Consider the following 21,117-nt stretch of genomic DNA (forward strand, 5'->3'; position numbering starts at 1 on the left):
TGGGTGACGTCAGGCAGTGATCAGAGCTGGCCACCGACGAAGACGGTGAGGTCCACCAGACGGTTGGAGTAGCCCCACTCGTTGTCGTACCAGCCGACGATCTTGACCTGCTTGCCCTGCGCCATCGTAAGCGAGGAGTCGAAAGTGCAGGAGGCCGGCCAGTTGACGATGTCCGAGGAGACGATCGGGTCCTCGGTGTACTCCAGGATGCCCTTGAGCTGACCCTCGGCGGCCTTCTGGAAGGCGGCGTTGATCTCGTCCTTGCTGGCCTCGCGGTCGAGTTCCAGGACGAGGTCGGTGACCGAGCCGGTGGGGACCGGGACGCGCATGGCGATGCCGTCCAGCTTGCCCTTGAGCTGCGGGAGGACCAGGGCGGTGGCCTTGGCGGCGCCCGTCGAGGTCGGGATGATGTTCTCCGCGGCGGCCCGGGCGCGGCGCAGGTCCGAGTGCGGGAAGTCCAGGATGCGCTGGTCGTTGGTGTACGCGTGGACCGTGGTCATCATGCCCTTGACGATGCCGAAGTTCTCGTCGAGAACCTTGGCCATCGGCGCCACGCAGTTGGTGGTGCAGGACGCGTTGGAGATGACGTGGTGGTTGGCCGCGTCGTACTTGTCGTGGTTGACGCCCATCACGATGGTGATGTCCTCGCCCTTGGCGGGCGCGGAGATCAGGACCTTCTTGGCACCGGCGGCGAGGTGCTTCGCGGCGTCCTCGCGCTTGGTGAAGATGCCGGTCGACTCGATGACGATGTCGGCACCCAGCTCGCCCCAGGGGAGCTTGGCGGGGTCGCGCTCGGCCATCGTCTTGAAGGTCTGGTTGCCGACCGTGATGGAGTCGTCGGTGTGGCTGACGTCCTGCTTCAGGCGACCCAGGATGGTGTCGTACTTCAGCAGGTGGACCAGGGTGGCGTTGTCGGTCAGGTCGTTGACACCGACGATCTCGATGTCCGCACCCTGCTCCAGGAGCGCGCGGAAGTAGTTGCGACCAATGCGGCCGAATCCGTTGATGCCTACGCGGATCGTCACGAACCGATCTCCTCGTTGGTACGCCGGTTTTGGATACCGGCGAGGTGTATGGACTGTCCCCGACCGCCTCCGACCCTACCTCCTGAACGAGACGTACGTGACATTGACATCGGGGCTCAAAGATGCTCAGGTGAGCGGCTTCCAGCCCCTCTGACGCCCACCCGTGCGCACCCCCGCACGGCGTCCGCACGCACGCGCCCCCGACACCCGGTGCGGGTGTCGGGGGCGCGTGTGGACGAGGGGCGCTCCGGGTCAGCCGACCATGCCGTCCGCGAGCTCCTCGGTGAGGTTGGACTCGGTGCCCGGGATGCCCAGGTCCTGGGCGCGCTTGTCGGCCATCGCGAGCAACCGCCGGATCCGCCCGGCGACCGCGTCCTTGGTCAGCGGCGGATCGGCCAGCGCCCCCAACTCCTCCAGGGACGCCTGCTTGTGCTCCATCCGCAGCCGGCCGGCGGCGGCGAGGTGTTCGGGCACCTCCTCGCCGAGGATCTCCAGGGCGCGCTGGACCCGGGCGCCGGCGGCGACCGCGGCCCGCGCCGAGCGGCGGAGGTTGGCGTCGTCGAAGTTGGCGAGGCGGTTGGCGGTGGCCCGGACCTCGCGGCGCATCCGCCGCTCCTCCCACGCCAGCACCGACTCGTGGGCGCCGAGCCGCGTCAGCAGCGCGCCGATGGCATCACCGTCACGGACGACGACGCGGTCCACACTGCGCACCTCGCGGGCCTTGGCGCCGATGCCGAGCCGGCGGGCCGCGCCGACCAGGGCGAGGGCGGCCTCGGGACCGGGGCAGGTGACCTCCAAGGAGGACGAGCGGCCGGGCTCGGTCAGCGAGCCGTGGGCGAGGAAGGCACCGCGCCAGGCGGCCTCCGCGTCGCAGGTCGCGCCGGAGACCACCTGCGGGGGCAGGCCGCGGATGGGGCGGCCGCGGCCGTCGACCAGCCCGGTCTGCCGGGCCAGCTGGTCGCCGCCGGCCACCACGCGGACCACGTAGCGGCTGCCGCGCCGCAGTCCGCCGGGGGCCATCACCACCAGGTCGGAGGAGTGGCCGAAGATCTCCAGGATGTCCTTGCGGAGCCGGCGGGCGGCGATGCCCGTGTCGAGCTCCGCCTCGATCACAATGCGGCCACTGACCAGGTGCAGACCACCCGCGAACCGCAGGATCGACGAGACCTCCGACTTCCGGCAGCAGGTCCGGGTGACGGGGAGCCGGGAGATCTCGTCCTTCACCGCAGCCGTCATCGCCATGGGCCGATCCTTCCATGCATCCGAAAAATACGGTCGTACGCGGCTGCCAGCAGTTCCGGATCGTGCCGGTCGGGGGCTTCCCCGGCACCGGGCCGGGTGTCCTCTTCGCGTGCAGCGACCGCGGCCAGCTCGACCTCGCTGCCCACCAGCTGCTTGGCGGCAACCGTCAGACCATCGATGTCGGGCACCGCGGCCTCGTCGGCCAGCACCACGTCGAAGGCGAGTTTAGGGGCGTGTCGGGCCAAAACCTCCAAATGACGCTGCGGGGAGAAGCCCTCGGTTTCGCCCGGCTGGGGCGCGAGGTTGAGCGAGAGCACCTTTCGCGCCTTGGTCTCCTCCAGTGCCTCGCGCAGCTCGGGCACGAGCAGATGCGGGATGACCGAGGAGAACCACGAGCCGGGACCCAGCACCACCCAGTCGGCGTCGCGGACCGCGGCGACCGCCTCGGGGACGGCCGGCGGGTCCTCGGGGACGACGTGGACGGACTGCACTTCACCGCGGGTCAGGGCGACGGTGGCCTGGCCCCGGACCGTGCTGATCTCGTCCGGGTGATTCTGGTCCAGGCCCTTGACCTGGGCCTGGAGCTCCAGCGGCACCGCCGACATGGGCAGCACCCGGCCGTGCGCGCCGAGCAGCTTGCCGACCAGGTCGAGCGCCTGGACGTGGTCGCCGAGCTGCTCCCACAGCGCGACGATCAGCAGATTGCCCACCGCGTGGTCGTGCAGCTCGCCCTCGCTCTCGAAGCGGTGCTGGATCACCCGGGCCCAGGTCTGGCCCCAGTCGTCGTCACCGCACAGCGCGGCCAGCGCCTTGCGCAGGTCGCCGGGGGGCAGCACGCCCAGCTCGTCGCGGAGCCGGCCGCTGGAGCCGCCGTCGTCGGCGACGGTGACCACGGCGGTCAGGTCCCGGGTGATGCGGCGCAGCGCGGCGAGCGAGGCGGACAGGCCCATGCCGCCGCCGAGCGCCACCACCTTGGGGGTGGCGCCCTTCGCCGCGCGGGCGCTGGGAACGAAGCGGCGGACCCGGCGCAGCCGCGGCGTACGGGGGGTCATTCGCGCCCCATGTCCCGGTGCACGACGACCGTTTCGACGCCCTCGGAGACCAGTCGGCGGGCCAGCTTCTCGGACATCGCGACGCTGCGGTGCTTACCGCCGGTGCAGCCGACGGCGATGGTCACGTAGCGCTTGCCCTCGCGGCGGTAGCCGGCCGCCACCAGGCGCAGCAGCTCGGTGTAGCCGTCCAGGAACTCCTTGGAACCGGGCTGGTTGAAGACGTACTGGGAGACCTCTTCGTTCAGGCCCGTGAAGGGGCGCAGCTCGGGGACCCAGTGCGGGTTGGGGATGAAGCGGCAGTCGACGACCATGTCGGCGTCGACCGGCAGGCCGTACTTGAAGCCGAAGGACATGACCGTGGCCCGCAGCTCGGGGACCTCCTCGCCGGCGAACTGGGCGTCGAGCTTGGCGCGGAGTTCGTGGACGTTGAGGCTGGAGGTGTCGATGACCAGGTCGGCGTCGCCGCGCAGCTCGCGCAGCAGGTCGCGCTCGGCGGCGATGCCGTCGACGATCCGGCCGTCGCCCTGGAGGGGGTGCGGGCGGCGGACGGACTCGAAGCGGCGCACCAGGGCCTCGTCGGAGGACTCCAGGAAGACGATGCGGCGCTTGACGTTCTGTGCGTCGAGGGTGGCCAGCGACTCCTTGAGGTTGGCGAAGAAGCGGCGGCCGCGGACGTCGACGACCACGGCGATCTTGGCGACGTTGCCCTGCGAGCGGGCGCCCAGCTCGACCATCGGCGGGATCAGCTCGGGCGGGATGTTGTCGACGACGAACCAGCCGAGGTCCTCCAGACACTTCGCCGCCGTGCTGCGTCCGGCGCCGGACATGCCGGAGATGATCACCAGCTCGGGGATCGCGGCGCTCTCGCCCTGGTCGGCTTCGCGCATCGTGCCCGTACTCACCTGTGCACCGTCTCTCTCGGGTTCCTGCGTCTCGTGCGGTGTGCTCATCGGTCCTGCCCCCGTTCTGCTGACAACGCGGCCGGTGGGGCCCCGTCATCCTCAATGATCTCTCCTGTGGCGGTATTCACCGCGGGGGCGGGCGGGGCCGCGGCGGCCAGCGCCGCGGCGACCGTCTCGGCGGTCTTCCGGCCGACGCCCGGGACCTGGCAGATCTCCTCGACCGTGGCGGCCCGGAGCTTCTTCAGCGAGCCGAAGTGTGTGAGGAGCGCCTGCCGGCGGCTGTCGCCGAGGCCGGGGACGACGTCCAGCGGGGAGGACTTCAGCCGCTTGCCGCGCTTGTTGCGCTGGTAGGTGATCGCGAAGCGGTGCGCCTCGTCGCGGACCCGCTGGAGGAGGTAGAGCCCCTCGCTGCTGCGCGGCAGCACCACCGGGTCGTCCTCGCCGGGCAGCCAGACCTCTTCCAGGCGCTTGGCCAGGCCGCAGACCGCGACGTCGTCGATGCCCAGCTCGTCCATGGCCCGGCGGGCGGCCGCCACCTGAGGGGCGCCGCCGTCGACGACCACGAGCTGGGGCGGGTAGGCGAACCGCTTGGGGCGGCCGTCCTCGTCGGTGAGGTGGCCGGCGGAGTCGGCGGCGGTGGCCGGATCCGCGGCCGGATCCGCGGCGGCCGGCCCGGCGGGGTCCGCGGCGGCCGGCTCCTCGACCCACTCCCCGGACTTCTGCTTCTCCTGGAGGTAGCGCCGGAAGCGGCGCCCGACGACCTCGTGCATGGAACGCACATCGTCCTGGCCGGCGAAGCCCCTGATCTGGAAGCGGCGGTATTCGCTCTTCCGGGCGAGACCGTCCTCGAACACCACCATCGAGGCGACGACGTCCTCGCCCTGGAGGTGCGAGATGTCGAAGCACTCGATGCGCAGCGGGACCGTGTCCAGGTCGAGGGCCTGGGCGATCTCCTCCAGGGCGCGGGAGCGGGTGGTCAGGTCCGAGGCGCGCTTGGTCTTGTGCAGGGCCAGCGCCTGCTGGGCGTTGCGCGCGACCGTGGCCATCAGGTCCTTCTTGTCGCCGCGCTGCGGGATGCGCAGCGAGACCTGGGAGCCACGGCGCTGGGTGAGCCACTGGGCGACCGGCTCGACCGGCTCGGGGAGCGCCGGCACCAGGACCTCCTTGGGCACCGCGTCGCCCTGCTCCTCGCCGTAGAGCTGCTGGAGGGCGTGCTCGACCAGGCCGGCGGTGGTGACCGCCTCGACCTTGTCGGTGACCCAGCCGCGCTGGCCGCGCACCCGGCCGCCGCGGACGTGGAAGATCTGGACGGCGGCTTCGAGTTCGTCCTCGGCGACGGCGATCAGGTCGGCGTCGGTGGCGTCGGCGAGCACCACCGCGCTCTTCTCCATGGCGCGCTTGAGCGCGCCTATGTCGTCCCGCAGGCGGGCGGCGCGCTCGTACTCCATCTCCTCGGCCGCCTCCTGCATCCCGCGCTCCAGGCGGCGGAGGTGGGCGCCGGTGCGGCCGGCCATGAACTCGCAGAACTCCTCGGCGAGTTCGCGGTGCTCCTCGGGGGAGACGCGGCCGACGCAGGGGGCCGAGCACTTGCCGATGTAGCCGAGCAGGCAGGGGCGGCCGATCTGGGCGGAGCGCTTGAAGACGCCGGCGGAGCAGGTCCGCACGGGGAAGACCCGCAGTAGCAGGTCGACGGTCTCGCGGATGGCCCAGGCGTGGGCGTACGGGCCGAAGTAGCGGACGCCCTTCTTCTTGGCGCCGCGCATCACCTGGACGCGGGGGAACTCCTCGCCCAGGGTCACCGCGAGGTACGGATAGCTCTTGTCGTCGCGGTACTTGACGTTGAACCGCGGGTCGAACTCCTTGATCCAGCTGTATTCGAGCTGGAGCGCCTCGACCTCGGTGGAGACGACGGTCCACTCCACCGAGGCGGCGGTGGTGACCATCGTGCGCGTGCGCGGGTGGAGACCGGCCAGGTCCTGGAAGTAGTTGGCCAGGCGCTGGCGCAGGCTCTTGGCCTTGCCCACGTAGATGACCCGGCCGTGCTCGTCGCGGAACTTATAGACCCCCGGCGAGTCGGGGATCTGTCCCGGCTTGGGTCGATAGCTGCTGGGGTCTGCCATGCCCACCACCCTACTGACCGCCACCGACAATCAGGGCCGCAGCGGCGGAGCCCGCCCCTCCCGTGCCCGGCGGACGGGGCGGAGGGGCGGGCTCCGGTGATGCGGTGGCGCGGCGTCCGGTCAGCGGCTGCGCCGCCGGCGCACCGCCGCCGCGGCCGACAGGCCCAGGGCGAGCACGGCGGCGGCCCCCGCGACGGTCGAGGCGGCAGTCACCGCGCCGTTCGCGGTGTCCGCGGTGTCAGCCGCGTCAGCGGTGTCCACCGCGGAGGCCGCGAGCGGCTGCGGCGCGCGGCCGGTGTCGGCGGTCGGCGCCCCGTCGGGGCCGAAGCCGCCGGCCTCGCCGCGCTTGTCGTACGCGGAGCCGGGGAGCTTGTCGCCGTACGCCTCGGTGACCCGCTTCCGGTAGGCGGCGACGGTGGTGCCGTCGGCGCCGACGGCCTTGCGGGCCGCGTCGTCCAGGGGCTCGATGCGGTCGCCGCGCTGGACGTACCAGGCGTCGATCTGCGGCTCGTGGAAAACCGTTCCGCCGCCCTGTCCGGCGCCGGCCGCGGCGTAGCGGGTCTCGTCGTCGCCGCTGGCGATGTTGACGACCTTCCAGGCGGAGCCCTTCTGGGCGGTCCACACGGAGGCCGTGCGGCCGTCGGCGGCGACCGCCTTGCTGGCCATGAACTCCACCCGCGCCACGGGGGCCCCGGCCTTGCCGCGGACGAAGTCGGGCGACAGGACGTAGACGGGCACGGTGGCGCCCTCGATGCGCGGGGCGGTCCCGGCCGGGGCGGCGAGGCCCGCTCCGCCTTCGGCGCGGGTGCCGTCCTTGGCCGGTGCGGCGGCGAAGAAGCGGGCCAGGGTGTCCGCGGTCGCGGCGGAGGCGGCCGCGTCACGGGCCGCGGTGACGGCGGCGCTGGGCGGGGCCTGCGGCGCGGGCACGTCGGCGGCCAGCGCGGTGAGCGGGGCCAGGCCGAGGAAGGTGGCGGCGAGCGCGCCCGCGGTGGCGGCGCGGGCGACGGTGCGCTTCGTCATGACCTCAGGCCCCTATCCGGTAGAGGGAGTGCGTCCAAGAGAAGGAGCTGCCGTTCACGTAGTTGTCGAAGTCGCCCCAGTTGTAACGGTTGTTGGTGGCCCATGGGTCGCCCCAGTACACCCAGTTCCGGGAGGCGTCGTAGCCGTAGATGACGTGCATGTGGCCGCCGCCGGACGACCACTGGATGCGGGTCTCGATGGGGCGCCTGGCGTTTATCTCGCTCTGCACGGTGCCGTAGCGGAGCCAACCGGTCACATATGAGCCAGAATTGATGCCCATCCAGCCGAGCGCGTTCTGAACATTGCCCAGTGTGGCCTGGTTGTTGGGGCAGTTGGAACCCTGCTGGCGGTTGAAGGCCGCGTTGCAGAACTGGTTCTGGCTGTACTTCCTGCCGTACCAGGTCGCGATGGTGTTGCCCGACGCGGCCCAGCACCAGTTGGTGTTCTCCTGGGCCTGCATGGTGATGTCCAGGCGGTTGGCGGCCTGCGGGGCGGCACCGGCGGCCCCCGGGATCGCGGTCAGCGCCACCGCGGCGAGCACGGCCGCCGACAGCCGTCTACCGCGCCGACGGCGGGTGCGAAGGGGTTGGGACATGGCGTTCCTCCCGGTCAGTGGGTGAGGGGGGAGAGGAGCGCATCCGGATGCTGTTGAGGAGCATCGGGTGTTGTCGCAGGCAGGTCAACACGCTTCAATGCGAGGTGACATGGGGGTGTGGACGAACGGGCCCGGAAGTGAACGGCCGGCGCCCGGCGTCCTGCAGTGACAAGGCAGGGAGAGCGCGCGCCGTGCGTCCCGGTTGTGAATGTTCACGTCGCGCGCCGGAGGATTGAGGCAATGGCACAGAACACCCCCGACATGACGCAAAACCTTCCCATTTCGGCCGAGTTGGCGCAGCTCCTGCGGACCGGCCCGTTCCATCTCGCCCTGCGCGGCGCACTCACCGCCCGCGGGCTGGCCCTCACCCGCGTCCAGCACAAACTCGCCCAGCGCGGCATCACCATCGGCGTCACCAGCCTGAGCTACTGGCAGCAGGGGGCCCGGCGCCCGCAGCGCCCCGAGTCACTGCGCGCGGTCCGCGCCCTGGAGGACGTCCTCGGGCTGCCCGACCGGTCGCTGCACCGCCTCCTGGTGCCGGAGGGCGGCGCCCGCCCGGAGACCGAGCGGCCACCGGCCCGCTCCTACCGCTCGCTGGTCGCACCGGCCGACTGCCTCCAGCAGCTCTTCGCCGAGCTGGAGACCCCGGTGGACGGCGGGCTGCACACGGTCGGCCACCACGAGTGGGTGCGGATCGGGGCCCGGCGCGAACTGGGCGAACGGGAGTCGCTCCAGGTGGTGCGCGCCCACCGGGACGGGGTGGACCGCTACGTCGCCATCCACCAGGGCGACGCCGGCTGCGACCCGTCCCTGGTGCGGGTGCGGGCCACGGAGAACTGCCGGCTGGGGCGGGTGCGCGGGGACGCGGCGAACGGCGTGGTCGTCGCCGAGCTGCTCTTCGACAGCCGCCTGCGGGCCGGCGAGACCCACGTCTTCGGCTACACCTTCGAGGACGGCAGCGGCGGCCCCAGTTCCGAGTACCTGCGCGGGTTCAGCTTCGCCGGCGGCCAGTACGTCCTGCAGGTGCGGTTCGACGAGGCGGCGCTGCCGGTGCGCTGCCGCCGCTTCACCCAGGCGTCGGCCGGCGCCCCGCGCACCGGCCAGCAGGAGCTGACGCTGAGCGGGCAGCACCACGCGGTGCACATGGTGGAGCAGGGGGTGCGGCAGGGCATCCTGGGGATCACCTGGGACTGGGGGTGAGCCGGGCGGCGGGGCGCCGGCTCAGCCCGCCATCAGCTTGCCGCCCTTGACCTTGACCGGGACCTCCTCCAGCGGGCTGGACGCCGGCCCCTGGGCGACCTTGCCGGTGGCCACCTCGAAGTGGCTGCCGTGCAGCGGGCAGACGGCCTGCCCCTTCTCGATCTTGTTCAGGATCGCGCCCATGTGCGTGCACACGCTGCTGAAGCACTTGAACTCGCCCTTGGTGGGCTGCGAGACCAGCAGCCGCTGCGCGGCGTAGAGCTTGGCGCCGCCGACCGGCACGTCCGCGGCCGGACCCAGCTCGACCGGCGCGTCGGAGGACGGCCGGGCGCCCGATCCCTGCTCCCCCGCGGCGCAGCCGGCGGCGCCGAAGCAGGCGATGCCGGCGAGCGCGGCCCCGCGCAGCACGGTCCGGCGGTCCGGGGACCCACTCATGTGGTACCTCCTGGTCAGTGGGCGGCGTCGGCCCCCGACGATACCGGGGCGGTCCGCTCGCTCGGACGGCGGTCCACCCCGCCCCGCAGCAGCTCCGCCTCGATCTCCTCCAGGCTGCGGCCCTTGGTCTCCGGCAGCAGCCGCTGGACGAAGACGAACGCCAGCAGCGTCGTCCCGGCGAAGAAGCAGAAGTTGATCCCGGCACCCCAGGCGTGCAGCAGGGAGGGGAAGAGCAGCGCCACGATCATGTTAAACAGCCAGTTGAAGAGGACGCACAGGCTGACCGCAGCGGCCCGGATCCGCATCGGGAACAACTCCGGCAGCATCACCCACTGCACCGGCCCCCAGGAGACCGCGAACGAGGCGATGTAGAGCGCGATCCCGAGCAGGGTGAGGGTGGACAGCAGCGCGCCGTAGCCGAGCCCGGAGAGGTTGGTGACGGCCAGCAGGACCATCGCCGCGCACATGCCCAGCGCCCCGGTCCGCAGCAGCGGCTTGCGGCCCCTGCGGTCGATCAGCCGCATCGCCGGCAGCGTCATCAGCATGTTGAGCAGGCCGATGCCGACGTTGGCGAGGATGGCGCCGCCCGAGCCGAAGCCGATGTCGGTGAGCAGGGTCGGCGCGTAGTAGATGATCGTGTTGATCCCGACGAAGTTCTGGAAGAGCACCAGCAGCATCCCGACCGTGAAGGCCGGCCGCAGCTGCGGCGACAGCAGCCGCCGCAGGCTCAGCGGCTCGCTCGCCTCCCGTTCGGCGCGCTCGGCCCGCTCGATCTCGGCCAGCTCCTCCCCCGCGGCCGCGGCGTCCCCGCGCAGCCGGGTCAGCACCGCCCGGGCCTCCGCGCCCCGGCCCCTGCCCACCAGCCAGCGCGGGCTCTCCGGCTGGGTGACGATGCCCAGCGCCAGCACCGCGGCCGGGACCACGCCCAGGCCGATCATCCAGCGCCAGGCCCCCGAGTCGGCGAGCAGGTAGTCGGTGACGTAGGCGACGAAGATGCCGACGGTCACCAGCAGCTGCATCAGCGAGGTCAGCCCGCCCCGCAGGTGCTTGGGCGCGAGTTCGGTGAGGTAGAGCGGGACGACCACGGAGGCGATGCCGACACCCACGCCGATCACGCAGCGGAACGCGATCAGCGGGACGGCCCCGGTCGCACAGGCCGCGCCGAGGGTGCCGAGGATGAAGACCCCGGAGGCGGCCAGGATCAACCGGCGGCGGCCCCACGAGTCGGAGAGCCGCCCCGAGAGACCGGCACCGAGCATCGCGCCTACGAGGAGGCCGGAGACGACCAGGCCCTCCAGGAGCGGGGTGAGCGCGATATCGCGCTTGAGGAAGAGCATGGCGCCGGAGATGACGCCGGTGTCGTAGCCCCAGAGGATGCCCCCGAGGGCGCCGAAGACCCAGATCATGGCGTTCTTGACGGATGCCGGCACGACGGTCAGCCCTTCTGCGGGGCGATGTGGATCTTGCGGCCGGTGCCGGCCCGGAAGCGGGCCACCGCCTCGTCGAAGCCGTCCAGGCCGTAGACGTCGGAGACCAGCGAGTCGACGGGGACTCCGCCGAGGCCGGCGGCGAGCAGGTCGATGGCCGGCTGGAAGCTGTTGTGCACGGCCATCGAGCCGATGATGTCGATCTCCTGGCTGTAGACGCGGTACGGCGAGAAGGACGCGGCGCGGGCCGGGTCGGCGACGCCGAACTGGAGGAACGTCCCCCCGCGGCGCACCCGGCCCAGACCGTCCTCGATGGCCGCGATCACCCCGGTCGCGTCGATCACCACCTCGAAGCCGGGCGCCCGGCCGAGGGCGTCGGCGTGCGTCACCGCCGCGTCCGCGCCGAACGACCGGGCGAACGCCAGCCGTTCCTCGTTGAGGTCCACGACGGAGACCGAGGCGGCCCCCGCGGTCCGCACCAGCGCGGCCATCAGCAGGCCCATGGTGCCCGCCCCGTAGATCAGGTAGTGCTCGCCGGGGCGGCGCGGCAGCCGGTTGAGCCCGTGCACCGCACAGGACAGCGGCTCGACGAGCCCGGCGGCGGCCTCCGAGAGGTGCGCCGGCAGGACGTAGGCGCAGCGGGCCGGGACGGCGACCAGTTCGGCGAAGCCGCCGGCCCGGGTGACGCCGATCGCGGTGTAGTCCTCGCAGAGGTTGCCGCGGCCGATCCGGCAGTAGCGGCAGGCGCCGCAGGGCATGTTGGGGTCGACCGCGACCCGGTCGCCGACCGCCCGGTCCCGCACCGCCGCACCCACCGCGACGACCTCGCCGGTCAGCTCGTGCCCGGGGACCAGCGGGTAGCCGACCACCGGCAACTCGCCGCCGAGGATGTGCATGTCGGTGCCGCACAGCCCGCACGAGGTGACGCGCACGACCACCTCGTCGGGCTCCGGGCGGGGATCGGGCAGTTCGGTGACAGCGGCGGTGCCCCGGGGGCCCGGCGCGGTGACCACGAGAGCGCGCATCGGCGCCTCCTCACGACGTCGTGCGGGTTCGATGGCGGGGACACTACAGAAGATCCACCAGTACGTAAACGCTTACGCAAGCGTTTACGTTTGGGCCTGCGCGGACGTACTGTGATGGACTGCGACGGACGGGCACGGAGGCCGTCCGCCGGGAGCCGGAGCACGGTGCGCCGTGCGCCGTGCGCCGGGGCATCGGGGAGGAAAGAGCCGGATGACGACGATGGTGGATGTGGCACGGCGCGCGGGCGTCTCCGTCGCCACGGTCTCGCACGTGGTGAACGGCACCCGGCCGGTGCGCCCGGACACCCGGGCCTCTGTGCTGGCCGCCATCGAGGAGCTCGGCTACACCCACAACACCCTCGCCCGCTCCCTGGTCACCTCCCGCACCCGCTCCATCGGCCTGGCGGTCTCGGCGATCAGCAACCCGTACTTCACCGAGATCCTCCAGGGCGTCGAGGCCGGCGCCCTGGAGGCCGGATACAGCCTGCTGATCGCCGACCCGCACGACGATCCCCGGCACGAGCGCAAGGTCGTCCAACTGCTGCACGAGCGGCGGGTGGACGGCATGATCGTCGCGCCCTCCGCGGAGCCGGCCGAGACGACCGACTACGTGTTGCGCCGCCGGGTGCCCACGGTCTTCCTCGACCGGCTGGTCGGCGACGGCTTCGACCAGGTCTGCGCGGAGAGCACCGGCCCGGTCCGCCGACTCGTCGAGCATCTTGCCGACCTGGGGCACACCCGGATCGGCCTGGTGGCGGGCCTGCCCGGACTCAGCACCACCACCGAGCGGGTAGAGGGCTACCGCGCGGGACTGCGCGCCCGCCGACTGCCTTTCGCGCCCGAGCTGTTGGCCGGCGGCAACTCCGAGGCCGAGGGCGCCCAGGACGCCACCCGCCAGCTGCTCGCCGCGCCGGAACCGCCCACCGCGATCATCACCGCCAACAACGCGATGACCATCGGCGCGCTCCAGGCCCTGCGCGACCTGGGCCTGGAGGTCCCCCGCGACATCGCCCTGGCCTGCTTCGACGACTTCTCCTGGGCGGACCTCTTCACCCCGCGGCTGACCGCGATCGCCCAGCCCAGCAGGGAACTGGGCGCCACGGCGGTCCGGCTGCTGCTGGAGCGACTGGACGATCCCGACCGGCCGCCCCGCACCGTCCGGCTGCCCTGCACCTTCGTGCACCGCACCTCGTGCGGCTGCCCCGAGACCGCTTAACGGCCGTCCGGCGGACCGGGCACCCCGCCCGCCGGACCGCCCCGGGGCCCGGACGGGCCCCCGCCCGGCACGCCCCGGCCGACCCCGGCCTCCGTAGGAAAGGACCCGCCCCCGTGATCGTCGTCGCCGGCGAGGCGCTGATCGACCTCGTCCCCAGTCAGCAGCCGTCCCCGGACGGCCCGTTGCCGGCGCTGCTGCCGCGGCGCGGCGGCGGGCCGTACAACACCGCGGTGGCGCTCGGGCGGCTGGGCGCGCCCACCGCGTTCTGTTCCCGGGTCTCGACCGACACCTTCGGTGCGTCGCTGCTGCGCGGCCTGCGGGACGGCGGGGTGGACACCTCACTGGTGCAGCGCGGTCCGGAGCCGACGACCCTGGCGGTGGCGGACATCAGCCCGGACGGCTCGGCCGGCTACGGCTTCTACGTGGAAGGCACCGCCGACCGGCTCTTCACGCTGCCCGCGGCGCTGCCGGAGGCGGTGCGGGCGCTCTCCCTGGGCACCTGCTCGCTGGTGCTGGAGCCGGGCGCCGGGGCGTACGAGGCGCTGCTGCGCCGGGAGGCCCGGCGCGGGGTGTTCACCGCGCTCGACCCCAACATCCGCCCCGGGCTGATCCCCGACCCGGACGCCTACCGGGCACGGTTCCGCTCCTGGCTGCCGGACCTGGCGCTGCTGAAGCTGTCCGAGGAGGACGCGCTGTGGCTGGCCGGGGCGGGCACCGGCCGACCGGGCGCGCCGGGCACCGATCGGGCGGCGGTCCTCGCGGCGGCCCGGGAGTGGCTTGCCGCCGGACCGGCGGCGATCGTGCTCACCCACGGCGGCGACGGGCTGACGGTGCTGAGGCGGGGCGGCGGTGAGCTGGCGGTGCCCGGTGAGCGGGTCGCCGTCGTCGACACCATCGGCGCGGGCGACACCGTCAACGCGGCGCTGCTGCACCGCCTGGACGTCCATGGCGCGCTGTCGTACGCGGCGGTCGGGGCGCTCGGCGACGGCGACTGGGAGGACATCCTCCGCTTCGCCGCGCGGGCGGCGGCCGTCACCTGCTCCCGGGCGGGCGCGGAGCCGCCGTACGCCGCGGAACTGGCGGCCTGAGGGGCCGGCCGGACGGCCCGGCAGGCCGCGGGCCGGGGCCTGCCGGATAGCGGGAAAGCACAGCGGGGGCGGCGCCCCGGAAAGAGGCTCCGCCCCCGCTGTTCCGTGCGGCGGTGCGGCGATGCGGCGTCAGGTGGTCCGACGGGCCCGCGTCGTCGTCTTCTTGGCGGCGGTCGTCTTGGCCGCCGTCTTCTTCGCGGGGGCCTTCTTGGCGGTGGACGCGGCGGTGCTCTTCTTGGCGGCGGTCTTCTTCGCCGCGGTCGAGGCGGTCACCGTCGTCTTCCCTGCCGAGTCGGCGGCCACCGCCTTCTTCGCCGCGGTCTTCCGGGCGGCCGGCTGCCGGGGCGCGCCGTCGACCAATGCCGCGTCGCTGACCCGGTCGCCGAGGATGTCCCGCAGGAACTTGCCGGTGTGGCTGGCCGGGATCGCCGCAACCTGCTCCGGGGTGCCCTCGGCGACGACCATGCCACCGCCGTTGCCGCCCTCGGGGCCCATGTCGATGACCCAGTCCGCGGTCTTGATCACATCGAGGTTGTGCTCGATGACGATCACCGTGTTGCCCTTGTCGACCAGGCCGGACAGCACCTTGATGAGCTTGCTGATGTCCTCGAAGTGCAGACCGGTGGTGGGCTCGTCGAGGACGTAGACGGTGCTGCCGGTGGAGCGCTTCTGGAGCTCGCTGGCCAGCTTGACCCGCTGCGCCTCACCGCCGGAGAGGGTCGGCGCGGACTGGCCGAGCCGGACGTAGCCGAGGCCGACCTCGTTGAGCGTCTTGAGGTGGCGGGCGATGGTCGGCACCGCCTCGAAGAAGCTCAGCGCCTCCTCGATCGGCATGTCCAGCACCTCGGCGATGGACTTGCCCTTGTAGTGGACCTCCAGCGTCTCGCGGTTGTAGCGCGCGCCGTGGCAGACCTCGCACGGCACGTACACGTCCGGCAGGAAGTTCATCTCGATCTTGATGGTGCCGTCGCCGGAGCAGTTCTCGCAGCGGCCGCCCTTGACGTTGAAGGAGAAGCGCCCGGGCAGGTAGCCGCGGACCTTGGCCTCCATCGTCTCCGCGAAGAGCTTGCGGACGTGGTCGAAGACGCCGGTGTAGGTGGCCGGGTTGGAGCGCGGGGTCCGGCCGATCGGCGACTGGTCGACGTGCACCACCTTGTCGACGAGGTCGTCGCCGGCGACCCGGGTGTGCCGGCCGGGGACCGACTTGGCACCGTTCAGCTCGCGGGCGAGGTGGGTGTAGAGGATGTCGTTGACCAGCGTCGACTTGCCGGAGCCGGAGACGCCGGTGACGGCGGAGAGCACCCCGAGCGGGAAGGAGACGTCGATGTCGCGGAGGTTGTTCTCCTTCGCGCCGTGGACCGTCAGCTTGCGGGACGGGTCGGTGGCGCGGCGGACGTCCGGTGTCGCGATGGCCTTCTTGCCGGCGAGGTACTGGCCGGTGATCGAGTCCTTGTTGGCCAGCAGCTGCTTCATCGGGCCGCTGTGGACGACCTTGCCGCCGTGCTCGCCGGCGCCCGGGCCGATGTCGACGACCCAGTCCGCGACCTTGATGGTGTCCTCGTCGTGCTCCACCACGATCAGGGTGTTGCCCATGTCGCGCAGCCGCACCAGGGTCTCGATCAGCCGGTGGTTGTCGCGCTGGTGCAGACCGATCGACGGCTCGTCGAGGACGTAGAGCACGCCCACCAGGCCGGAGCCGATCTGGGTGGCGAGGCGGATGCGCTGGGCCTCGCCGCCGGAGAGGGTGCCGGCCGCGCGGTTCAGCGAGAGGTAGTCCAGGCCGACGTCGACGAGGAACTTCAGCCGCTCGTTGACCTCCTTGAGGACCCGCTCGGCGATGGTCTTCTCGCGGGCGTTGAGCGTCATCGTGCGCAGGAAGTCGGCGCAGTCGCTGATCGACATCGCCGCGACCTCGGCGATCGACTTCTCCTGGACCGTGACGGCGAGCACGATCGGCTTGAGCCGGGTGCCCTCGCAGGTCGGGCAGGGCACCTCGCGCATGTAGCCCTCGAAGCGCTCCCGGCTGCTGTCGCTCTCCGCTTCGCTGTGCCGCCGCTTGACGAACGGCACCGCGCCCTCGAAGGCGGTGGTGTAGGCCCGCTGGCGGCCGTAGCGGTTGCGGTAGCGGACCTCGATCTGGGTCTTGTGGCCGTACAGCAGGGCCTTCTTGGCGCGCTGCGGCAGCCCGGCCCAGGGGATGTCCGTACGGAAGCCGAGGGCGTCGGCGAGCGCGCCGACCAGGCGGCCGAAGTAGTCCTTGGTGTGGCCGCCGGACCAGGGGTGGATGGCGCCCTCGTCGAGGGAGCGCTCCTCGTCCGGGATGATCAGCTCCGGGTCGACCTCCATGCGGGTGCCGATGCCGGTGCAGTCCGGGCAGGCACCGAAGGGCGAGTTGAAGGAGAAGGAGCGGGGCTCCAGCTCCTCGAAGGAGAGGTCGTCGTAGGCGCAGTAGAGGTGCTCGGAGTACATCCGCTCGCGCTGCGGGTCGTCGGCGTCGAGGTCGACGAAGTCGAGGATGACCATGCCGCCGGAGAGCCCGAGGGCGGTCTCGACGGAGTCGGTCAGCCGGCGCTTGGCGCTCTCCTTGACCGTGAGGCGGTCGATGACCACCTCGATGGTGTGCTTCTCCTGCTTCTTCAGCTTCGGCGGATCGGTGAGCTGGATGGTCTCCCCGTCGACCCGGGCGCGGCTGTAGCCCTTGGTCTGGAGGTCGGAGAAGAGGTCGGCGAACTCGCCCTTGCGCTCGCGCACCAGCGGCGAGAGCACCTGGAAGCGGCTGCCCTCGGGGAGCTCCAGGACCTTGTCGACGATGGCCTGGGGCGACTGCCGGGCGATCGGCCGCCCGCACTCCGGGCAGTGCGGCTTGCCGATCCGGGCGAAGAGCAGCCGGAGGTAGTCGTAGACCTCGGTGATCGTGCCGACCGTCGAGCGCGGATTGCGCGAGGTCGACTTCTGGTCGATCGAGACCGCGGGGGACAGGCCCTCGATGAAGTCCACATCGGGCTTGTCCATCTGCCCGAGGAACTGCCGGGCGTACGAGGAGAGCGACTCGACATAGCGCCGCTGCCCCTCGGCGAAGATCGTGTCGAAGGCGAGCGAGGACTTGCCCGACCCGGAGAGCCCCGTGAAGACGATGAGGGAGTCGCGGGGGAGGTCGAGCGAGACGTTGCGGAGGTTGTGCTCGCGAGCGCCACGGACGATGAGACGGTCGGCCACGCCGGTCGGCACCTTTCTTGGAGAGGGGCGGAAGCCGCGGGCTGCGTCCACCGCGCGGTGAGCGAGCAGAGGCGGCGGAGCGGAGCGGGCCCCCGACCAAGGGTATGGGGGCCGTCGCGGCAGTGTCTTTGGGATGCCACACACGAGCCTATAGCACGTGCATTCGATTTACGGGCCTCGCAAGCCCTCTTCACCCAAACGTGTGGCGGCCCCACAACCTTCCCACCGCGGTGACCAGCCGTTACGCCGTCCGGTGGGCGACACCCCCGCGCTCAGGTCCGCCCCAGCCCCCCGTCCGGCAGCGCCCGCGCCAGCACGTCGAACGTGTGCCGGATCACTGCTTCGTGCTCAACGGCCACCTCCTCCACGGGGTCACCCTCCAGCTGCCGGTCGACGAGCTCCGCATAGAGCGCCCGCCAGGCCGCGATGATCATCGCCGCGGCGAGCCGGGCGCTCCGGTCGGGCCGTGCGGGGTCGCCGCCGGCCGCCTCGGCCAGCGCCCCGGCCAGCGCCGCCTCGATCTCCTCGGCCGCCTCGCGCGCCCGCGCCCGCAGCGAGGGCGCGTCCACCACGGTGCGGAAGAAGTGCCCGAACCCCTCCCCCAGCCCGCCCAGCGGATGCCGCCGGGCCAGCAGGTCCAGCGCCAGCCGGCGCAGCGCGGCGAGCGGCGTCTCGTCCGCGCCGCGCTCCCGCACCGCGCCGACGATCAGCTCCACGGCCTCGGGGATCCGGTCGAGGAAGAGGTCCTCCTTGCGCGGGAAGTAGTTGAAGACGGTCATCGTGGAGACCCCGGCGGCGCGGGCGACCTCGGCGACGGCGACGTTGTCGAAGCCGCGCTCCAGGAACAGCAGCGTCGCCTCCCCGGAGATCCGCTGCCGGGTGAGGCGCTTCTTGCGCTCGCGCAGGCTCAGTTGCGCGTCGTCGTCGACACCCCCGGCCACCTGGCGTTCCGCGGTCGCCCCCCGATCCCCCGTGGACTTCTTCTCGTTCACCGTCTCGCCTTCCACGGCAAAAATTGTAGCGGAAACAAATTTTTAGTGACTACACTCTCGCCACATGAAGCGCGACGCAGACGTAGTGGTGGCAGGGGGCGGCCCGGTGGGGCTGATGCTCGCCTGCGAACTGGCACTGGCGGATGTCCCGGTCGTCGTCCTGGAGCGACTGACCGAGGTGGACACCACGATCAAGGCGGGGGCCATCAACACCCCCAGCGCGGAGGCCTTCTATCGGCGCGGGCTGCTGCCGCCGCTGAGGGAGGTGCAGAAAGTCGGCCTGGCGCAGTTCGCGTCGTTCACCCGGCAGCGGCAGGCGGCCGGCGCCGCGGTCACGGGGTCGGCGCCGCGGTTCGCCGGGCACTTCGCGGGCATCATGCTCAGCGGCGACCGGCTCGACGAGTCGGATCCGGACTTCGCCGACCGCGGCCCGGCCGGCGAGGTCGGCATGATCCCCCAGGATGCCCTGGAGCGGATCCTCGCCGAACGCGCCGCCGAACTGGGCGTGACCCTGCGCCGCGGGGTGGCCCTCACCGGCTTCGACGCCGACGAAGAGGGCGTGCACGTCCACACCTCGCACGGGTCGCTGCGCGCCGGCTGGCTGGTGGGCTGCGACGGCGGCCGCAGCACGGTGCGCCGGCTCAGCGGCATCCCGTTCCCCGGGACCGCCCCGTCGATCACCGGCCGCCAGGCCATGGTGGAGATGACCGGCGCCGACGACCTGGGCGCCGGCTGGAACTGGACCGACATCGGGACGTACGTCCACGGGCCGATGCCCGGCCGGATCCTCACCGTGGAGTTCGACGGACCGCCCGCGGACCGCGAAGCCCCCATCACCGCCGAGGAGTTGCAGACCTCGCTGCGCCGGGTCTCCGGCGTCCCGGACGTGACGGTCACCAAGGTGCTCTCGGCCACCCGGTTCACCGACAACGCCCGGCAGGCGTCCGAGTACCGCCGCGGCCGGGTACTGCTGGCCGGGGACGCGGCCCATGTGCACTCTCCGTTCGGCGGCCAGGGGCTCAACCTCGGGATCGGCGACGCGATGAACCTCGGCTGGAAGCTGGCGGCCACGGTGCGCGGCTGGGCCCCGGAGGGCCTGCTGGACACCTACACCGCCGAGCGGCACCCCCTCGGCGCGTGGGTGCTGGACTGGACCCGGGCCCAAGTGGCCCTGATGCGGCCGGAGTCGCACGCCGCGGCGCTGCGCCGGGTGATCGACGAACTGTCCGGGACGACCGACGCCACCACCTTCTTCGTCAAGAAGATCTCCGGCGTCTGGCAGCGCTACGACCTGCCCGGTTCGCACCCGCTGACCGGCCGCAGCGCCCCCGACCTGGAGCTGTCCGACGGCCGCCGGCTCGCGGACCATCTCCACGACGGCCGGGGCCTGTTGCTCGACCTCGCCGACGACCCGGCGCTGCGCGAGCGCGCCGCCGGCCACGGCGACCGGCTGCGGACCCTGACGGTGGCCTGCCCGGACCGGCCCGACCTGGCCGGCCTCCTGCTGCGCCCGGACGGCTGCACCGCCTGGGCGGCCGACGCCCCCGGCGCCTACGAGGAGTTGGACGCCGCGCTGGGCCGGTGGTTCGGGGCGCCCGCCGCGGTCCCGGCCGCCTGACGCCCGCCCTGGGCCTGTCCGGCCCCGGCCACCGGACAGGCCCGGCAGGGGGCGCAGGCCGGGCGGACGGCGTGGCGCAGCCGGCGGACCCGTCCGCCCCTGCCGCGCCCGCGCGCACCGTCCGCGCGACCGGCACCACCCCGCGGGCGCCGCCGAATGCCGCCGTACGGCTCCCGCGCCCGCCCGCCCGGCGCTAGCGTCGGGCCATGACCATCCCTCCTGATTTCCCGCGCGATGCGGCCGCCGTCCACGAGTCGACCGACCGGCTGCTGGTCTCCCTGGGCAAGCTCGACGACGCCGCGGTCGGCGAGCCGTCGCTGCTGCCCGGTTGGACCCGGGGTCACGTCCTGGCCCATCTGGCCCGCAACGCCGATGCCCTGGTCAACCTCCTGACCTGGGCGCGGACCGGCGTCCGCACACCGATGTACGCCAGTGCCGCGGTCCGTGACGGCGACATCGAGCGGGACGCCGACCGTCCGCTGGCGGTCCACCTGGAGGACCTCCAGGAGAGTGCGGCCCGCTTCGAGGCGGCCGCCCAGGCCCTGCCGGCGGACCGCAGGGCGTACGAGGTCGAGATGCGCAACGGTGTCGTCGAGCGGGCCGACCGGCTCGCGCTGCGCCGGCTGGCCGAGGTCGAACTGCACCACGTCGACCTGGGCGTCGGGTACACCGTCGAGCAGCTCTCGCCGGCCTTCGTGGGCAGCGAGTTGGACTTCCTCACCGGGATCAAGTTCGCCGGGCACCCGGACCTGCCCGCGCTGGAGCTGCACGGCGACGACGGCCGCCGGTGGCACACGGGGCGTTCCGCCGACGGCGCGACGGCCGCCCCCGTGGTGGTCGGCGGCTCGCCGACGGACCTGGTCGGCTGGCTGACCGGGCGCGCGGACGGCGGACGGCTGGACACCCACGGCGCGCCGCTGCCGGTGATCCCGCCGCTCTAGAGT

The 21,117-nt window shown here is 72.6% G+C and carries 17 protein-coding genes; 5 read left to right on the forward strand and 12 right to left on the reverse strand.

The window, feature by feature from the left end:
* Positions 1–20: 20 nt before the first annotated feature.
* From gap to CG747_RS08620, 7 genes are all read right to left on the reverse strand, one after another.
* Positions 21–1,025: a type I glyceraldehyde-3-phosphate dehydrogenase gene (gene gap, locus CG747_RS08590; RefSeq protein WP_100601049.1), complete on the reverse strand. Its 1,005-nt coding sequence runs from the start codon at positions 1,023–1,025 to the stop codon at positions 21–23.
* 252 nt (positions 1,026–1,277) lie between these two features.
* Positions 1,278–2,267 (reverse strand): DNA-binding protein WhiA, encoded by a 990-nt coding sequence (gene whiA / locus CG747_RS08595; protein ID WP_039637542.1) that lies wholly within the window; start codon positions 2,265–2,267, stop codon positions 1,278–1,280.
* Complete coding sequence (yvcK, locus tag CG747_RS08600; protein WP_100601050.1) at positions 2,258–3,319, reverse strand: uridine diphosphate-N-acetylglucosamine-binding protein YvcK; 1,062 nt, start codon at positions 3,317–3,319, stop codon at positions 2,258–2,260. Before yvcK ends, whiA begins: the two co-directional genes overlap by 10 nt.
* Positions 3,316–4,269: an RNase adapter RapZ gene (gene rapZ / locus CG747_RS08605; RefSeq protein WP_180985444.1), complete on the reverse strand. Its 954-nt coding sequence runs from the start codon at positions 4,267–4,269 to the stop codon at positions 3,316–3,318. Before rapZ ends, yvcK begins: the two co-directional genes overlap by 4 nt.
* Positions 4,266–6,341, reverse strand: a complete 2,076-nt coding sequence (gene uvrC, locus CG747_RS08610) for an excinuclease ABC subunit UvrC (protein ID WP_100601052.1) — start codon at positions 6,339–6,341, stop codon at positions 4,266–4,268. The genes rapZ and uvrC overlap by 4 nt, the downstream gene beginning before the upstream one ends.
* 120 nt (positions 6,342–6,461) lie before the next feature.
* Entirely contained in the window at positions 6,462–7,361 is a 900-nt protein-coding gene (locus tag CG747_RS08615; protein ID WP_100601053.1) for a hypothetical protein, read from the reverse strand.
* A gap of 4 nt (positions 7,362–7,365) precedes the next feature.
* Positions 7,366–7,956, reverse strand: coding sequence for a papain-like cysteine protease family protein (locus CG747_RS08620; protein WP_100601054.1), 591 nt, complete (start codon positions 7,954–7,956; stop codon positions 7,366–7,368).
* Between the two features lie 261 nt (positions 7,957–8,217).
* On the opposite strand from CG747_RS08620, the gene CG747_RS08625 reads away from it, so the two are divergent.
* Positions 8,218–9,156: a hypothetical protein gene (locus tag CG747_RS08625; protein WP_100601263.1), complete on the forward strand. Its 939-nt coding sequence runs from the start codon at positions 8,218–8,220 to the stop codon at positions 9,154–9,156.
* A gap of 21 nt (positions 9,157–9,177) precedes the next feature.
* On the opposite strand, the gene CG747_RS08630 is transcribed toward CG747_RS08625, so the two are convergent.
* Genes CG747_RS08630 through CG747_RS08640 form a run of 3 tightly spaced genes read right to left on the reverse strand, consistent with a single transcriptional unit; the run spans position 9,178 to position 12,043 of the window.
* Positions 9,178–9,591, reverse strand: coding sequence for a Rieske (2Fe-2S) protein (locus CG747_RS08630; protein WP_100601055.1), 414 nt, complete (start codon positions 9,589–9,591; stop codon positions 9,178–9,180).
* A 14-nt stretch (positions 9,592–9,605) separates the two neighbouring features.
* Complete coding sequence (locus tag CG747_RS08635) at positions 9,606–11,021, reverse strand: sugar porter family MFS transporter (protein WP_100601056.1); 1,416 nt, start codon at positions 11,019–11,021, stop codon at positions 9,606–9,608.
* A gap of 5 nt (positions 11,022–11,026) precedes the next feature.
* A complete protein-coding gene (locus tag CG747_RS08640) occupies positions 11,027–12,043 on the reverse strand; it encodes a zinc-dependent alcohol dehydrogenase family protein (RefSeq protein WP_100601057.1) in 1,017 nt (338 codons plus the stop codon).
* 211 nt (positions 12,044–12,254) lie between these two features.
* Here CG747_RS08640 and CG747_RS08645 point away from each other — a divergent pair, with 211 nt between their 5' ends.
* Both CG747_RS08645 and CG747_RS08650 read left to right on the forward strand, forming a co-directional pair.
* A complete protein-coding gene (locus CG747_RS08645; protein WP_100601058.1) occupies positions 12,255–13,259 on the forward strand; it encodes a LacI family DNA-binding transcriptional regulator in 1,005 nt (334 codons plus the stop codon).
* A gap of 113 nt (positions 13,260–13,372) precedes the next feature.
* Entirely contained in the window at positions 13,373–14,347 is a 975-nt protein-coding gene (locus tag CG747_RS08650) for a carbohydrate kinase (RefSeq protein ID WP_100601059.1), read from the forward strand.
* A 129-nt stretch (positions 14,348–14,476) separates the two neighbouring features.
* Here CG747_RS08650 and uvrA read toward each other — a convergent pair whose 3' ends face one another.
* Both uvrA and CG747_RS08660 read right to left on the reverse strand, forming a co-directional pair.
* Positions 14,477–17,563 (reverse strand): excinuclease ABC subunit UvrA, encoded by a 3,087-nt coding sequence (gene uvrA, locus CG747_RS08655; RefSeq protein WP_100601060.1) that lies wholly within the window; start codon positions 17,561–17,563, stop codon positions 14,477–14,479.
* 272 nt (positions 17,564–17,835) lie between these two features.
* Positions 17,836–18,570, reverse strand: a complete 735-nt coding sequence (locus tag CG747_RS08660; protein ID WP_374701748.1) for a TetR/AcrR family transcriptional regulator — start codon at positions 18,568–18,570, stop codon at positions 17,836–17,838.
* Between the two features lie 49 nt (positions 18,571–18,619).
* Here CG747_RS08660 and CG747_RS08665 point away from each other — a divergent pair, with 49 nt between their 5' ends.
* The gene (locus CG747_RS08665) at positions 18,620–20,173 is read left to right on the forward strand and encodes an FAD-dependent oxidoreductase (RefSeq protein ID WP_100601061.1); all 1,554 of its coding nucleotides are present in this window, start codon (positions 18,620–18,622) and stop codon (positions 20,171–20,173) included.
* A gap of 206 nt (positions 20,174–20,379) precedes the next feature.
* Complete coding sequence (locus CG747_RS08675; RefSeq protein ID WP_100601063.1) at positions 20,380–21,114, forward strand: maleylpyruvate isomerase family mycothiol-dependent enzyme; 735 nt, start codon at positions 20,380–20,382, stop codon at positions 21,112–21,114.
* The last annotated feature ends 3 nt before the right edge of the window (positions 21,115–21,117 follow it).

The organism is Streptomyces sp. CB02959 (assembly GCF_002803155.1).
In the GTDB taxonomy this organism is placed as follows: Bacteria; Actinomycetota; Actinomycetes; order Streptomycetales; family Streptomycetaceae; genus Streptomyces.

Bases quoted from the DNA above. Each gene is read 5' to 3' on its own strand.
- whiA (WP_039637542.1), bottom strand. From the start codon at position 2,267: ATGGCGATGACGGCTGCGGTGAAGGACGAGATCTCCCGGCTCCCCGTC.
- yvcK (WP_100601050.1), bottom strand. From the start codon at position 3,319: ATGACCCCCCGTACGCCGCGGCTGCGCCGGGTCCGCCGCTTCGTTCCC.
- rapZ (WP_180985444.1), bottom strand. From the start codon at position 4,269: ATGAGCACACCGCACGAGACGCAGGAACCCGAGAGAGACGGTGCACAG.
- uvrC (WP_100601052.1), bottom strand. From the start codon at position 6,341: ATGGCAGACCCCAGCAGCTATCGACCCAAGCCGGGACAGATCCCCGAC.
- CG747_RS08615 (WP_100601053.1), bottom strand. From the start codon at position 7,361: ATGACGAAGCGCACCGTCGCCCGCGCCGCCACCGCGGGCGCGCTCGCC.
- CG747_RS08620 (WP_100601054.1), bottom strand. From the start codon at position 7,956: ATGTCCCAACCCCTTCGCACCCGCCGTCGGCGCGGTAGACGGCTGTCG.
- CG747_RS08625 (WP_100601263.1), top strand. From the start codon at position 8,218: ATGACGCAAAACCTTCCCATTTCGGCCGAGTTGGCGCAGCTCCTGCGG.
- CG747_RS08630 (WP_100601055.1), bottom strand. From the start codon at position 9,591: ATGAGTGGGTCCCCGGACCGCCGGACCGTGCTGCGCGGGGCCGCGCTC.
- CG747_RS08640 (WP_100601057.1), bottom strand. From the start codon at position 12,043: ATGCGCGCTCTCGTGGTCACCGCGCCGGGCCCCCGGGGCACCGCCGCT.
- CG747_RS08645 (WP_100601058.1), top strand. From the start codon at position 12,255: ATGACGACGATGGTGGATGTGGCACGGCGCGCGGGCGTCTCCGTCGCC.
- CG747_RS08665 (WP_100601061.1), top strand. From the start codon at position 18,620: ATGAAGCGCGACGCAGACGTAGTGGTGGCAGGGGGCGGCCCGGTGGGG.
- CG747_RS08675 (WP_100601063.1), top strand. From the start codon at position 20,380: ATGACCATCCCTCCTGATTTCCCGCGCGATGCGGCCGCCGTCCACGAG.